14 protein-coding genes are annotated in these 13,985 nt (G+C 70.9%); 4 read left to right on the forward strand and 10 right to left on the reverse strand.

The window, feature by feature from the left end:
- Positions 1-91: 91 nt before the first annotated feature.
- The 4 genes from infB to rimP all read right to left on the reverse strand — a co-directional run bounded on the left by infB (position 92) and on the right by rimP (position 6,282).
- Positions 92-3,040 (reverse strand): translation initiation factor IF-2, encoded by a 2,949-nt coding sequence (gene infB, locus MFF04_RS00380; RefSeq protein ID WP_238273505.1) that lies wholly within the window; start codon positions 3,038-3,040, stop codon positions 92-94.
- Positions 3,041-3,829: an RNA-binding protein gene (locus MFF04_RS00385; protein WP_238273506.1), complete on the reverse strand. Its 789-nt coding sequence runs from the start codon at positions 3,827-3,829 to the stop codon at positions 3,041-3,043. It lies immediately after the preceding gene.
- 16 nt (positions 3,830-3,845) lie between these two features.
- On the reverse strand, positions 3,846-5,462 hold the full coding sequence (gene nusA, locus MFF04_RS00390; protein ID WP_238273507.1) for a transcription termination factor NusA: 1,617 nt from the start codon (positions 5,460-5,462) through the stop codon (positions 3,846-3,848).
- Positions 5,463-5,526: 64 nt separating this feature from the next.
- On the reverse strand, positions 5,527-6,282 hold the full coding sequence (gene rimP / locus MFF04_RS00395) for a ribosome maturation factor RimP (protein ID WP_238273508.1): 756 nt from the start codon (positions 6,280-6,282) through the stop codon (positions 5,527-5,529).
- Positions 6,283-6,525: 243 nt separating this feature from the next.
- Between rimP and MFF04_RS00400 the strand changes: the two genes are divergently transcribed.
- Positions 6,526-7,179 (forward strand): CatB-related O-acetyltransferase, encoded by a 654-nt coding sequence (locus MFF04_RS00400; RefSeq protein WP_238273509.1) that lies wholly within the window; start codon positions 6,526-6,528, stop codon positions 7,177-7,179.
- Here the strand turns inward: MFF04_RS00400 and MFF04_RS00405 are convergent.
- On the reverse strand, positions 7,171-7,326 hold the full coding sequence (locus MFF04_RS00405) for a hypothetical protein (protein WP_238273510.1): 156 nt from the start codon (positions 7,324-7,326) through the stop codon (positions 7,171-7,173). The genes MFF04_RS00400 and MFF04_RS00405 overlap by 9 nt on opposite strands.
- Before the next feature lie 154 nt (positions 7,327-7,480).
- The gene (locus MFF04_RS00410) at positions 7,481-8,515 is read right to left on the reverse strand and encodes an aspartate-semialdehyde dehydrogenase (protein ID WP_238273511.1); all 1,035 of its coding nucleotides are present in this window, start codon (positions 8,513-8,515) and stop codon (positions 7,481-7,483) included.
- 265 nt (positions 8,516-8,780) lie between these two features.
- Between MFF04_RS00410 and MFF04_RS00415 the strand changes: the two genes are divergently transcribed.
- Positions 8,781-9,572, forward strand: a complete 792-nt coding sequence (locus MFF04_RS00415; RefSeq protein WP_238273512.1) for a hypothetical protein — start codon at positions 8,781-8,783, stop codon at positions 9,570-9,572.
- Between the two features lie 140 nt (positions 9,573-9,712).
- Positions 9,713-10,123 carry a hypothetical protein gene (locus tag MFF04_RS00420; RefSeq protein ID WP_238273513.1) on the forward strand — a complete coding sequence of 137 codons (411 nt, stop codon included), beginning with the start codon at positions 9,713-9,715 and terminating at the stop codon, positions 10,121-10,123.
- A gap of 75 nt (positions 10,124-10,198) precedes the next feature.
- Here MFF04_RS00420 and leuB read toward each other — a convergent pair whose 3' ends face one another.
- The 4 genes from leuB to MFF04_RS00440 form a co-directional block, all read right to left on the reverse strand.
- Positions 10,199-11,308, reverse strand: coding sequence for a 3-isopropylmalate dehydrogenase (gene leuB, locus MFF04_RS00425; RefSeq protein ID WP_238273583.1), 1,110 nt, complete (start codon positions 11,306-11,308; stop codon positions 10,199-10,201).
- A gap of 95 nt (positions 11,309-11,403) precedes the next feature.
- Complete coding sequence (locus MFF04_RS00430; RefSeq protein WP_238273514.1) at positions 11,404-11,550, reverse strand: hypothetical protein; 147 nt, start codon at positions 11,548-11,550, stop codon at positions 11,404-11,406.
- The gene (locus MFF04_RS00435; protein WP_238273515.1) at positions 11,551-11,736 is read right to left on the reverse strand and encodes a hypothetical protein; all 186 of its coding nucleotides are present in this window, start codon (positions 11,734-11,736) and stop codon (positions 11,551-11,553) included. It lies immediately after the preceding gene.
- A 449-nt stretch (positions 11,737-12,185) separates the two neighbouring features.
- Complete coding sequence (locus MFF04_RS00440) at positions 12,186-13,148, reverse strand: polyprenyl synthetase family protein (protein ID WP_238273516.1); 963 nt, start codon at positions 13,146-13,148, stop codon at positions 12,186-12,188.
- A 61-nt stretch (positions 13,149-13,209) separates the two neighbouring features.
- On the opposite strand from MFF04_RS00440, the gene mtgA reads away from it, so the two are divergent.
- Positions 13,210-13,962: a monofunctional biosynthetic peptidoglycan transglycosylase gene (gene mtgA, locus MFF04_RS00445; RefSeq protein WP_373319917.1), complete on the forward strand. Its 753-nt coding sequence runs from the start codon at positions 13,210-13,212 to the stop codon at positions 13,960-13,962.
- The last annotated feature ends 23 nt before the right edge of the window (positions 13,963-13,985 follow it).

Genomic DNA, 13,985 nt, shown 5'->3' on the forward strand with positions numbered 1-13,985 from the left:
GCGGCGTGTCGGCATCCGCGCAGGGCCAAACGAAAAAGGCGGTCGCGAGCCTCGAGGCCGCGACCGCCCGATCAGGCAGTGAGGCTTCGCCTCAGAGGGTGCGGCGGATCTCTTCGACCCGGTAGCACTCGATGGTGTCGCCCGCGCGCATGTTCTCGAAGTTCTCGAAGGCCATGCCGCACTCCTGGCCGCTCGTGACCTCCTTCGCGTCGTCCTTGAAGCGCTTGAGCGTCTTGAGCTTGCCCTCGTGGATGACGACGCTGTCGCGGATGAGGCGCACATGCGCGCCGCGCTCCACGATGCCGTCGGTGACGCGGCAACCCGCGACCTTGCCCACCTTCGAGACCTCGAACACCTCCTGGATGACCGCCTCGCCCAGGCGCTCCTCACGGAGCGTCGGCGGCAGCATCCCCGAGAGCGTGGCTTTGATGTCGTCCACGAGGTCGTAGATGATGTTGTAGTAGCGAATGTCGACGCCGTTGCGCTCGGCCGACTCCCGCGCCTCCTTGTGGGCGCGCACGTTGAAGCCGATGACGAACGCCTTCGAGGCCTGCGCCAGGGTGATGTCCGACTCGGTGATGCCGCCGACGCCGGCGAGCAGGATGCGCGCGCCGACCTCGTCGTTGCCGAGCTTCTCCAGCGCGCCGGAGATCGCCTCGACCGAGCCCTGAACGTCTCCCTTGATGACGACGGGCAGCTCCTTGCGGCCGGCACCTTCCTTCATCTCGCGCATCATGTCGACGAGCGAGCGGTTGGCGCCGCCGGTGCGGGCAGCGAGGCGCTCGCGCTTCAGGCGGGCGCGGTACTCGGTGACCTCGCGGGCGCGGGACTCGTTGACGACCACCGCCACGCGGTCGCCCGCCTCCGGCGTGCCGTTGAAGCCGAGCACCTCGACCGGCACCGAGGGGCCGGCGTACTGGATGGTCTCGCCCTTGTCGTCGATGAGGGCGCGCACGCGGCCCCACTCGGCGCCGGCCACGACGATGTCGCCGGTGAACAGGGTGCCGCGCTGGACGAGCACCGTCGCCACCGGGCCGCGGCCGCGGTCGAGCTGGGCCTCGATGACCGTGCCCTCGCCGTCGCGCTTCTCGTTGGCGCGAAGGTTCATGATCTCGGCCTGGATCTGGATGCCCTCGAGCAGCTCCGGCAGGCCGGCGCCGGTCTTGGCCGAGACCTCGAACTCCAGCGTCTCGCCACCCATCGACTCGACCTGGATGTCGTGCTGGAGCAGCTCGGTGCGGACCCGCTCCGGCTTGGCGTCGGGCTTGTCGATCTTGTTGACCGCGATGATCATCGGGACCCCGGCCGCCTTGGCGTGCTGGATGGCCTCGATGGTCTGGGGCATCACGCCGTCGTCGGCCGCCACCACGATCACCACGATGTCCGTCACCTTGGCGCCGCGGGCGCGCATGGAGGTGAAGGCCGCGTGGCCGGGGGTGTCGATGAAGGTGATGAGATCGCCCGAGGGCGAGGCCACCTGATAGGCACCGATGTGCTGGGTGATGCCGCCGGCCTCGCCCTCGACCACGTTCGCCTTGCGGATGGCGTCGAGGAGGGAGGTCTTGCCGTGGTCGACGTGGCCCATGATGGTCACGACCGGCGGGCGCGGATCGAGGTCGTCCTCGGTGTCCGGCTCCTCGTCGTGGAGGCCCTCCTCGACGTCGGACTCGGCGACGCGCTTGACCGTGTGGCCGAGCTCCTCGGCAATGATCTGCGCGGTGTCCGCGTCGATCACGTCGGTGATCTTGTGGATCTGCCCCTGCTTCATGAGCATGCGGATCACGTCCACCGCCCGCTCCGACATGCGGTTGGCGAGCTCGGCGATGGTGATCGTCTCGGGGATCGTGACCTCGCGGGACAACTTCTCTTTCTGCTCCGCCTGACGGTGGCCGCTCATGCGCTGCTGGCGCCGGCGGAAGGAGGCGACGGAGCGGGTCCGCTCGTCCTCGCCCGAGGTGGCGTTGGCGATGGTGAGGCGGCCGCGGTTGCGGTCGCCGCCCGGGGAGCGGGGGGTCTTGGGCGGCGTGATGATCTTGAGCGGCATGCCGGGCCGCCGGATCACGCGCTTCTGATCGCTCTCGTCCTCCATCGCCGGGGTGGCGCGACCGGCCGGACGGCCGGCCGTGGCGCCGGCGGGGCGGGCGGCGGTCGTGGCGCTCGGCGCCTTCTCGGGCTCGGGCGCCGGAGCGGGACGGGCCATGAAATTGAGGTCGCGCGGCTTGCGCACGTCGGCCGTGAGCACCTTGCGGGGCTCGGCCGACGCGGGGCGGGCCGTCAGCGGCGGCCGCGCCGCAGGCGCGGCCGGGCGCGGGACCGCAGGACGCGCCGCTGCGGGGGCGGCCGGACGGGAAGCGGCCGGGGCCGGAGCGCGCGGGGCGGGCGCGGGAGCCGACGTCGCAGCCGGAGCGGGCGCGGTGGCAGCGGCGGGCGGCGGAGGCGCAGCCGGGACAGGCGCCGCGGCAGCCGGAGCGGGCTCGGCAACGAGGGCGGGCGCAGCCGCCGGGGCAGGGGCCTTCTCGGGCTCCGCCTTGGCAGCGGGCGCAGCGGCCGGCTCGGGCTTCTCGACGGGCGCCGCAGCAGCAGCGGCCTGCTCGCGGGCACGCTGCTCGGCGGCCTCCCGCTCGCGGCGCTCGGCGTCCTGACGGGCGCGCTGCTCGGCGGCCTCGGTCTCGGCGGAGCGGCGGTTCTCCTGCTCGCGGCGCTGCGCGTCGGCCAGGGCCGCGGCGCGGGCGTCGCGCTCGGACTCACTGAGCGTGCGCAGGACGGTGCCGGTACGCTGAGCCGGAGCCGCGGGGCGGGCGGGCGCAGCAGCCGGTGCGGCGGGAGCCGGACGGGGCGCGGGCGCCGCCTCGCGGGGGGCGGGCGTGCCGGGCGTTGCGCCGATGACGCGGCGCTTCACCGTCTCGACCACGACCTGCTTGGAGCGGCCGTGGGAGAAGCTCTGACGCACGGTTCCCGACTCGATCGGACGCTTCAGCGAGAGCGGCTTCGAGGGTGCCTTGTTCAGAGTCTTGTCGCCCGGGTTGTTCGTATCGCTCATTCAGCCTGACCCCTGGGGGGTTCCATCGTCCCGTGAACCGGCGACCTGCGGGGCGCCGGTGGAGAATCCCGTCTCGTCGTGCGGAGCGGAGCCGGCCTCGCCGTGATCGGCGGAACCGGCCTCGGTCGTGTCGACCGCATCCTCGAAGAGACGAAGCCGACGCCAACGCGCCAGGCAGCCGGCCGAGCCGACTCCAGCGACGAGCGCCGCGTGTATCACATGATCCCGGCCCAAGGCCATGTCCAATTCCTCATTGGACAGGTCATCCAGAACCGGAACGCGTGATATGGCGTCCCCGAGGCGGCGATACAATGCCGCGCGCAGCTTGCGCAGACCGTCCTGGCTGCCGTCGCGGGCATGGATCAGGCCGGAGATTCCCGCCGGCTCGCCGATGGCCGCCTCGACCTTGGCGAAGCCCGCCACCACGCAGCCCGCCTTGTTGGCGAGCGCCAGCGACTGGCGCAGATCCGCTCTGAGCGCCGCCGCGATGCCGTCGGGCAGCTCCGCCGGAGCGCGGGCCTCGGCGGTCCTGAACGCCCTCTGGAACTGACGGCGGCGCACCGCCTCCGCCACGGCGGTGCGGCGGGCGCTCACCCAGGCCCCGCGGCCGGGGAGCCGGCCCTTGAGATCCGCGACCACCTCGCCGGAGGGCGAGAGGACGAAGCGGATCATCTCCTCGGGCGGGCGCACCGCGCGGGTGACGATGCAGGTCCGCGCGGGCGTGTGGCGGCCGCGCGCGGGCCCGGAATCGAGCCCGTCCGCCTCCACCGTCTCCGCCGCGCCCGACATCCCGATCCGGCTCCGCTCAGGCCTGGGCCTCGGCGGGCGCGTCCTCGGCGTCCGTCTCCTCGGTCTCGGCCTCGGGCTCCGGCAGCGCCTCGATCCAGCCGGCATGGAGGCGGGCGGCCATGATCAGGGCCTCGGCCTCGGCGCGGGACAGCTCGAACCCGTCGAGGAAGCCCGCGTGGCGCACGGCCTCGGGGCCGCGGCCTTCGGTGTAGCCGACGAGGTCGTCGGTGGCGCAGCCGGCAAGGTCCTCGATGGTCTTCACGTCGTTCTCGCCGAAGGCGACGAGCATCGGCGTCGTCACGCCCTCGATCTCGCGCAGCTCGTCGGCGACGCCGAGCTCCCGGCGACGGTCGTCGTGCTCCTGCTCGATGCGGGCGAGGTGGTCCTGGGCGCGGGCCTGGATCTCGGCGCCAGTCTCCTCGTCGAGGCCCTGGATGCCGGAGAGCTCCTGCGTCTCGACGTAGGCGATCTCCTCGACCGAGCGGAAGCCTTCCGCCGCGAGCAGCTGGCCGACCGTCTCGTCGACGTCGAGCGCCTCCATGAAGATCTGGGTGCGCTCGGCGAACTCCTTCTGCCGGCGCTCGCTCTCCTCGGCCTCGGTGAGGATGTCGATGTCCCAGCCGGTGAGCTGCGAGGCGAGGCGTACGTTCTGGCCGCGGCGGCCGATGGCCAGCGAGAGCTGGTCGTCGGGCACGACCACCTCGATGCGGTCGGCCTCCTCGTCGAGCACCACCTTCACGACCTCGGCCGGCTGGAGGGCGTTGACGATGAAGGTGGCCTGATCCTCGGACCAGGGGATGATGTCGATCTTCTCGCCCTGAAGCTCGCCGACCACCGCCTGGACGCGCGAGCCGCGCATGCCGACGCAGGCGCCGACCGGGTCGATGGAGCCGTCCCGCGAGATCACGGCGATCTTGGCGCGCGAGCCCGGATCGCGGGCGACCGCCTTCACCTCGACGATGCCGTCGTAGATCTCCGGCACCTCCTGCCCGAAGAGCTTGGCCATGAACTGCGGATGCGAGCGCGACAGGAAGATCTGCGGGCCCCGCACCTCGCGGCGCACGTCGAACAGGTAGGAGCGGATGCGATCGCCGGGGCGGAAGGTCTCACGGGGGATCATCTCGTCCCGGCGCACGATGCCCTCGCCGCGGCCGAGGTCGACGATGACGTTGCCGTACTCGACGCGCTTGACGAGGCCGTTCACGATCTCGCCGATGCGATCCTTGTACTCGTCGAACTGACGGTCGCGCTCGGCGTCGCGGACCTTCTGGACGATGACCTGCTTGGCCGACTGCGCCGCGACGCGGCCGAAGTCGAAGGGCGGCAGGGTGTCGGAGATGACGTCGCCGACCTTGGCGGCCGGATTGTAGAAGGAGGCCTGGTCGACGGTGATCTCGCGGGCGTCGTTCTCGACCTGATCGACCACGTAGAGGTGACGGGAGAGGCGCAGCGCGCCGGTCTTGGGGTCGATCTCGGCGTGCACGTCCGTCTCGGCGCCGTAGCGGGAGCGGGCGGCCTTGGCGATCGCCTCCTCCATCGCCTCAATGACGATCTGGCGGTCGATCACCTTCTCGCGGGCGACCGCATCGGCGATCTGGAGAAGCTCGAGCCGGTTGGCGCTGACGACGGCCATCTGTGGCGTTCCTTCTGTTCGTCTCGACGGTTCGTCCGGGCGCGCGGGGCGCGCCGCGGCGCAGCTAGTGGAGGCGGCCGCTATCCTTCACGCGGACGGCCTTGGTGACGCCGGCGGGCTTGGCCTTGTCGGCGTCGGATTTCGGCAGTTTGGTCTTGGCCTTGAGGGGCTTGCCCGGCTTGCGCTGGGGCCGCTGCGGTGCCGGGATCTCGCGGGTGGGGCGGAGCGGCTCGGCCGCCTCCTCCTCGCCGTCTTCCGCGTCGTCCTGCGGCGGGGCCGAGCCCCGGCGCAGGGATTCGCGGACCAGCTCGTCGGTGAGCACGAGATGCGCGTCGGCGAGGTCGGCGAGCGTCAGGTCGTAGCGGGAGGGCAAACCCTCCTTCACGTCGGCCAGCTCGACCGGCACGGTGCGCCTGTCGGCGCTCGGGGCGCCGATGATGCCCCGGAAGCGCTTGCGCCCGTCCATCGGCCGGGCGAGCTCGAGCTTCGCCTCGTGGCCGGCCCAGCGCTCGAAATCCGAGGCGCGCACCAGCGGACGGTCGATGCCGGGCGAGGAGATCTCGAGGTAGTAGGCGCCGCCGATCGGGTCGTCGAGGTCGAGGATCGGCGAGATCGCCCGGCTCACCGTCTCGCAATCCTCGACCGTCATGGTGCCGTCCGGCCGCTCGGCCATAATCTGCACGGTGCAGCCCTGCGTGGTCAGCACGCGGATACGCACGAGGCGGAAGCCGAGGCCCTCGATCGGGGCCTCCACCACCTGCGCCACGCGCGCGGCGACGCCGCTCTCGCTGAGGATGCGCTTCTCGCTCGGCTCCGCCATGGGCTCGGGCCTTCGTCTCCGTTCGGGGTCGAGGCTGGCTGGCGCTGGGCGGCGGCAATAAAAAAGAGCGGACCCGGTGGGGCCCACTCCCGAACCGCAGCCTTTCGACTGCAACCAGAACTGATGAAGCAGATGTAACGCCGTATCGCCCCCGTTTCAAGCGGTACCCGCACAGGCAGCGCCCTTCCCGGCGCGGCCGCACGCCATAGCTGCCCCGGCACGATGCGAACCGAAGGTCCCTCCATGCCGCACGACCTGCGATTCGGCCCCGATCCGGCCGGGCTCCATCCCCTCGCCGGCCATCCGCGGACGGTGTTCATCCGCAATCTCGACCTGCCGGAGAACGTCGAGGTCGGCGCGTACAGCTACTACGACGACCCGGCCGGGCCGCAGGCCTTCCTCGACAGCATCCTCTATCACTTCGCCTTCCTCGGCGACCGCCTGCGCATCGGCCGCTTCTGCGCCATCGCGGCCGGCACGCGATTCCTGATGAACGGCGGCAACCACCGGCTCGACGCGCCCTCGACCTACCCGTTCCCGATCTTCGGCGGCGCCTGGGCGCAAGCCTACGAGATCGAGGGCAAGTTCCCAAACCGGGGCGACACGGTGATCGGCAACGATGTCTGGCTCGGCTATGGCAGCACGATCATGCCGGGCGTGACGGTCGGCGACGGTGCGGTGGTCGCCGCGATGTCGGTCGTCACCCGTGACGTGCCGCCCTACGCGATCGTCGCCGGAAACCCGGCCCGCGTGGTGCGCCTGCGCTTCCCGGAGCCCGACGTCGCACGCCTCCGGCGGATCGCCTGGTGGAACTGGGACGCGGAGCGCATCACCCGGCATCTCCGGGCGATCGGCGACGGGGACGTCGACGCCCTGGAGGCCGCCGCCTCAGCGTGAGACGGCCGAGGCATAGGAGACGACCGGCGGCGTCAGCGGCACGGCCCGGTCCGTCATGACCACAGCCAGCACCCAGGCGGCGACGAAGGCGACGAACAAGACCTCGCGGATCGTGAGCCGGGGACGGGGGGCCTTGAGTGGGGACACGGGTGCGCTGCCGTTGAGTGAAGCTCCCCTCCTTCTGCAGCGCGACTGTTTCCCGATTATGTGGGAAAAATACCCACTTCATTCAGGCCATAAAAAACGGGCGCCGTCTCTGCGGAAACGGCGCCCGATCGATGGTCGGCGATGCGGCCCAGATTCAGGCCGCCGCGCTGCGCTTCTTGAGAAGGCCGCGGTTCACGAGCACCTCGGCGATCTGGACCGTGTTGAGGGCGGCGCCCTTGCGCAGGTTGTCCGAGACGCACCAGAAGTTGAGGCCGTTCTCGACGGTCGCGTCCTCGCGGATGCGCGAGATGTAGGTGGCATCCTCGCCCGCCGCCTCGTGGGGGGTGACGTAGCCGCCATTCTCGCGCTTATCGACCACCAGGATGCCCGGTGCCGCGCGCAGGATCGCGGTCGCCTCCTCGGGGGTGATCGGCCGCTCGAACTCGACGTTGACCGCCTCGGCGTGCCCGATGAAGACCGGCACGCGCACGGCGGTGGCCGTGAGCTTGATCTTCGGGTCGAGCATCTTCTTGGTCTCGGCGACCATCTTCCACTCTTCCTTCGTGTAGCCATCCTCCATGAACACGTCGATGTGGGGGATGACGTTGAAGGCGATGCGCTTGGTGAACTTCTCGACCTTGACGTCGCCGGCGGTGAACACCGAGCGGGTCTGGTTGAAGAGCTCGTCCATGGCGTCCTTGCCGGCGCCGGAGACCGACTGGTAGGTCGCGACGACCACGCGCTTAATGGTCGCGGCCTCGTGCAGTGGCTTCAGGGCGACCACGAGCTGCGCCGTCGAGCAGTTCGGGTTGGCGATGATGTTCTTCTTCGAGAAGCCGGCGATGGCGTCGGCGTTCACCTCGGGCACGATCAGCGGCACGTCGGAATCGTAGCGGAAGGCCGACGAGTTATCGATGACGACGCAGCCCTGCTGGCCGATCCGCGGCGACCACTCCTTCGAGGTCTCGCCGCCCGCCGACATCAGGCAGATGTCCGTGTCCGAGAAGTCGTACGTGTCGAGGGCTTTGACCTTGAGGATCTTGTCGCCGAACGAGACCTCCTGGCCCTGGCTGCGGCGCGAGGCCAGCGCCACGACCTCGTCGGCCGGGAAGGCGCGCTCGGCCAGAATGTCGAGCATCTCGCGGCCCACGTTGCCCGTGGCGCCGACGACGGCGACCTTGTAACCCATCTCGAAACTCCGCTTCCTCGGCGCCGAAGCGGCGCCGTCTCCGGCGCGCGCGGCCCTCTCGCCGCTCGCGCAGGTCCCGGACGGCGGCCATCGCGGGCGCGGGCGCCGGGGCGCGGAGCAAGAGCGCCGCGGGAGGCCGCTGTCAAGGGCGCGGGACGCGGGGCCGATCGGCGGCAACGCATCGGTAACCGCTCGGAAGGGAACGCCGTGCGAGACTATCCGCCTGCGCGAGCCCGAGGCTCGCCGAAGAGCGGACATCGGCTTCATGGCGCGATGGACAGAGCAGGAACGCGAAGACGGCGCCTCTTGCGGCGGCGAGGACGGCCGCACGCCTCCGGCGGCAACGAACTCCGGTCTTCGCGCCAGCCTGCGCATCCTCGCCGCCGCGCTCGTCCTCGGCCTCAGCCTGCTCGCCCGGGAGACGCTGCGCGCGCATCCGCCCGTGGCCGGCGGGGGCTCCCTGTCCGTCGCCCTGGCGCCGGGCGCTCCTGACGCACCCGGCCCCGCCGAAGCTCCGACCGGCCTGCGGCTCAAGCTCGAAGAGCCCGACTCGACGGGGGCGCTACCCCGCACCGCGCTGCCGGTCTCCGGCGAGACGAGACTTTCGGAGGGCGCCTTCGAGACCGTGGAGAGCGCGCACGCGCTGGTCGCGTTGAGCGAGTCGCAAGAGGAGGGGAGCCGCAGCCTGTTCGTGACCCTGGCCCGCCGGGCCGCGGACGGGCCGGGACTCGCGGTCACGCGAACCGGCGAGCGCGGCCTCGTCCAGACGAAGTTCGGCGCCGTCGAGACGTTGGAAGCCACGCTCGTCGGCGGCATCGGCCGCGTCTGCACGGGCTTCGCCGCGGCCGATCCCCGGCCGGTACGGATCGAGGGCTGGCTCTGCGCGCCGCTCGGCCGGCCGCCGGAGCCGCAGGCGCTCGCCTGCCTGCTCGACCGCCTCACGCTGGCCGGTCCGGCCTCCGCCGACACGGCGGCCCTGTTCCGCGTGGCAGAGAGTCGGCGCGACCCGCGCTGCCGTGCGGTGACGAGCGATGTGCGGACGCGCACGAAGAATTGAGGCTTCTTTATGGCTCTGCGCCAAGCAGGGCCGTATGACAGGGAACTACGGCCGCGCTGGAACGTCATCTCCGCAAGACACGGCAGATCGTTAAGCGGTCCGTGCCAGGTTCGTTTCGGCTTCAAACTCCAGGTGCATCCATGCGCTCTCGTTCGATCGCCCTCATGGGCGCCCTCGCCGTCATCGGCATCGGTCTCGGCACCGCGGCCGAGGCGCAGACCCGCTACGTTCCCGGCGGCTACTACCGGGTGAGCCAGCCGCTCCCCATCCGCATCCGCCCGCGCAGCTGGCTCGACGCCGGCAACGTCGTGGAGCCGAATAGCGGCGCCGTCGGCAACCCGGCGACGAACCCGCGCTTCATCGCCGCCGCGAACCTCAACTCGCCGCCCTACGGCCGCAACGACCTGTTCGGTGCCGGCAGCCTGCCCGATCCGATCACCAACGGCCCGTTCATCGGCGCCCGCTCCAGCGCGATCCGCAACGTCGACTTCTCGGCGGTGGACGTGATCGACCCGACTTCGTACCGCGCCCGCTACGGCGCGCCGTACTAGGTTCGCCCGAACCTCGAACGAAGAAGGGCGCCGGCCTCGCAGCCGGCGCCCTTTCTCTTTGAGCGCCGCCGCCCCTCAGCCGATGCGGGACTTGAGCGCGGCGACCACCGCCTCGCCCATGCCCTTGGTGCCGAGCACCTTCGAATCCTCCGAGGCGATGTCGCGGGTGCGGGCGCCGCCGGCCAGCGCGTCGGTGATGGCGCCGTCGACGAGGTCCGCCGCCTCGCCGAGGCCGAACGAGTAGCGCAGGCACATGGCGAGCGAGCCGATCATGGCGAGCGGGTTCGCCGCATCCTTGCCGGCGATGTCGGGGGCCGAACCGTGCACCGGCTCGTAGAGGGCGGCGCGGGTGCCGTCGGCGCCGACCTCGCCGAGCGAGGCCGAGGGCAGCATCCCGAGCGAGCCGGTGAGCATGGAGGCGGCGTCCGACAGGATGTCGCCGAAAAGGTTGTCGGTCACCAGCACGTCGTACTGCTTGGGGCGCCGCACGAGCTGCATGGCGCAGTTGTCGGCGAGCACGTGCTCCAGCTCCACGTCGGCGTACTCGGCGGCGTGGAGCTGCGTGACGACCTCCTTCCAGAGGACGCCCGACTTCATGACGTTGTTCTTCTCGACCGAGGCGACGCGGTTGCCGCGCTTCCGCGCCAGGTCGAAGGCGACGCGGGCGATCCGGTCGATCTCGCCCGTGGTGTAGACCTGCGTGTCCACGGCCCGCTTCGAGCCGTCGGGCAGGGTGGTGATCTCCTTCGGCTCGCCGAAGTAGACGCCGCCGGTGAGCTCGCGCACGATCATGATGTCGAGGCCCTCGACCAGCTCGCGCTTGAGGGCGGAGGCATCGGCGAGCGCCGGGTAGCACAGGGCCGGGCGGAGATTGGCGAAGAGCAACAGATCCTTGCGCAAGCGCAGCAGGCCGGCCTCCGGGCGGTTCTCGTAGGCGACGCCGGTCCATTTCGGGCCGCCGACCGCGCCAAGCAGGATGGCGTCGGCGGCGCGCGCCCGAGCCAGCGTCGCGTCGGCGAGCGGCACGCCGTGCGCGTCCACCGCGGCGCCGCCGACGAGGTCCGTCTCGGTCTCGAAGGAGGCGAGTCCCGCCTCGCCGAGCACGGCGACCACGCGCTCGACCTCGGCCATGACCTCGGGGCCGATGCCGTCGCCGGGCAGGAGCAGGAGCTTGTAGGTGGTCATGGCGTCACTCATGGTCTTGTCGCGATCCTATCGCGGCAGGGCTCTATCGGCGGGGGACCGGCCTTGGCAAGGCGCGGCGCACCATGGTCCCGGCCTCAGTCCAGGCATAGGCGGAAATAGGCCTGCCGGATCCGCTTCTTCTCCTCGAAGCCCGGCGTGCGGGGGTTCATAAGCTCGGGTCCTTCCGGGACGCGGCCGAAGCTGCGCGCCGCGAGATCGGCGACGAAGCCGCGCTCGCCCATTTAGAGTCCGTCCCGGTTCTTGAAGCCGACCGAGCCGCAGATGGCCGAGCCCTCGCTCCGGCGCAGCTCGGTGATCTTGGCGTCCGGACGGGCGAGATGCTGCCTGACGAGTTCCAGCACGGTCTCGGTGTTCGCCTTTCCGATGGCCTTGTCGGAGCCGTCATCGATCGTCCGCGCGAGAGACAACCGGTGCGCGCAGAATGCACAGTAATGGCCGGCGACGGAGCGCCTCAAACCGCTTATCGGAGGCATATATTACGATCGTTACTCCCTCCTGCTCGTGCACTCTGTATGAGTAAATACGATATATAAACAAGCTTTCTTGAGTTCATTGAAAAGTCTACAATCCTATCACTCAAACAAACTACGGCAAAGACGATCCTTTTCGATCCAGAGACGACTCGGAAATGAAAAAGGCGCGCCGCAGAACGACGCGCCAAGTTGAGGTGTCACACCTGGCGCAGGGGGTTTACCTGGACCCAGTGACGCCGAATACCTTACGTCCTTGCCCGGACAATGCAATCTCAGATTGCTCATCATCCCCGCACGCGATGCCGCATGGAGAGGCACGGCGCGCCGCCTGCCGGTGACGGCCGTTCCGAGCTCGATCGAGCCGTCGGATCGGCCCGCGGCTCTCAGGTCTTGCGGGCCACGGTGAAGCGGGCGGCCTGACGCAGGGTCTCGGCGCGCTCGCTCCAGCGGGAGACCGCCTCCTCGCAGACGCCGACGAGGCGGTCGCACTCGGCGCGGGCGCCTTCGAGGCCGAGCCTGTCGACGAGGGTCGCCTTGCCGGCGTCCTTGTCCTTGCCGGTTGCCTTGCCCATCGCCTCGGGCGAGGCCTCGCGGTCGAGGATATCGTCGGCGATCTGGAAGGCCTGACCCAGCGCAAGGCCGTAGCGCAGCAGCGCGGCCCGCTCGTCTGGGGTGGCGCGGCCGACGATGGCGCCGGCCTCCACGGAGAAGGCGAGGATGGCGCCGGTCTTCATCGCCTGCATGCGCAGGGTATCCTCGACGTCGAGGGAGACCGCCCCGAAGCGGCCCTCCGCGGCGAGGTCGAGGAGCTGGCCGCCGACCATGCCGCCGAGCCCGGAGGAGCGGGCGAGGCCGAGCACGACCGCGGCGCGCACCTCCGCGTCCGTCTGCCACTGCGGGTCGGCGGCGATCTCGAAGGCGAGCGTCTGGAGCGCGTCCCCGACGAGGATGGCGGTCGCCTCGTCATAGGCCTTGTGGACGGTGGGCTTGCCGCGGCGCATGTCGTCGTTGTCCATCGCCGGCATGTCGTCGTGGACGAGGGAGTAGCAGTGGACGAGCTCGATGGCCGCGCCCGCCGCGAGCGCCCCGGCCTCGGGGCCGCCGAGCATCCGGGCGGTCTCCACGGCGAGGAACGGCCGCAGGCGCTTGCCGCCGCCGAGCACCGCGTGGCGCATGGCCTCCATCAGCCGCTCGGGCCGGGCGATCTCGCCGGGCCCGACCTTCGGCCCCAGCCGCTCGACCAGGAAGCGCTCGACGGTGTCGGCCACCGCTGCAAGCTTGTGGGAAAAGGCGTCGCCGGCCGCATCCGCCTTGACCGGAGCGGGGGAAGCTTGCGTTGAGGTCATGGGGGAGGCCCTGGTCGCGGAAGCCTGCAGAAGGCTCTGGGGGAGACGCCGTCGGGTGAGGATGGGAGCGCCGTTGAGGGAGGACGACGCCGGTCAGGCGCTCCGGCGGGTCGGGACGCCGAGGGACGCGCGGCCGCGGAAGAGCCTCGCGCGGCGGCTCGCCGCCCTGATGCTCGTGCTTCCCATCGGCCTGATCGTCCTCACGCTGGCGCTCGCGCTCGTCTATAGCGCAGTGAGCCCGCCCTCAACCCTGATGCTCGGGCGCTGGCTGACGCTGAAGGGTGTGGACTACCGGCCGGTGCCGCTCTCCGAGATCTCGCCGAACCTCGTCCAGGCGGTGATCGCCTCCGAGGACCAGCGCTACTGCCTGCACGGCGGCGTCGACTGGAGCGCGCTGCGGGACGTGGTCGACGACGAGGACGGCCCGTCGCGCGGCGCCTCGACCCTGCCGATGCAGACGGTGAAGAACGTCTTCCTGTGGCCGGGCCGGTCCTACCTGCGCAAGGCGCTGGAGATCCCGCTGGCGCTGCTCACCGACGCGGTCTGGGGCAAGCGCCGGGGCATCGAGATCTATCTCAACGTCGCCGAGTGGGGGGAGGGGGTGTTCGGGGCCGAGGCCGCCGCCCGCCACTGGTTTGGAAAGGACGCCCGTTCCCTGACCCGCGGCGAGGCGGCGCTGCTCGCCGCCATCCTGCCGAACCCGATCGAGCGCAGCGCCGGCCGGCCGTCGCGGGGAGTGAGGACGCGGGCGGCGCGCATCCAGTCGATGATGGGCGGCCTCGGGGGCCTGCTCGGCTGCGTCCAGGCGCGGTAGCGAAGCGCGGACGCCTCGCGTAG

It is taken from the genome of Methylobacterium jeotgali, from assembly GCF_022179345.1.
GTDB lineage: Bacteria > Pseudomonadota > Alphaproteobacteria > Rhizobiales > Beijerinckiaceae > Methylobacterium > Methylobacterium jeotgali.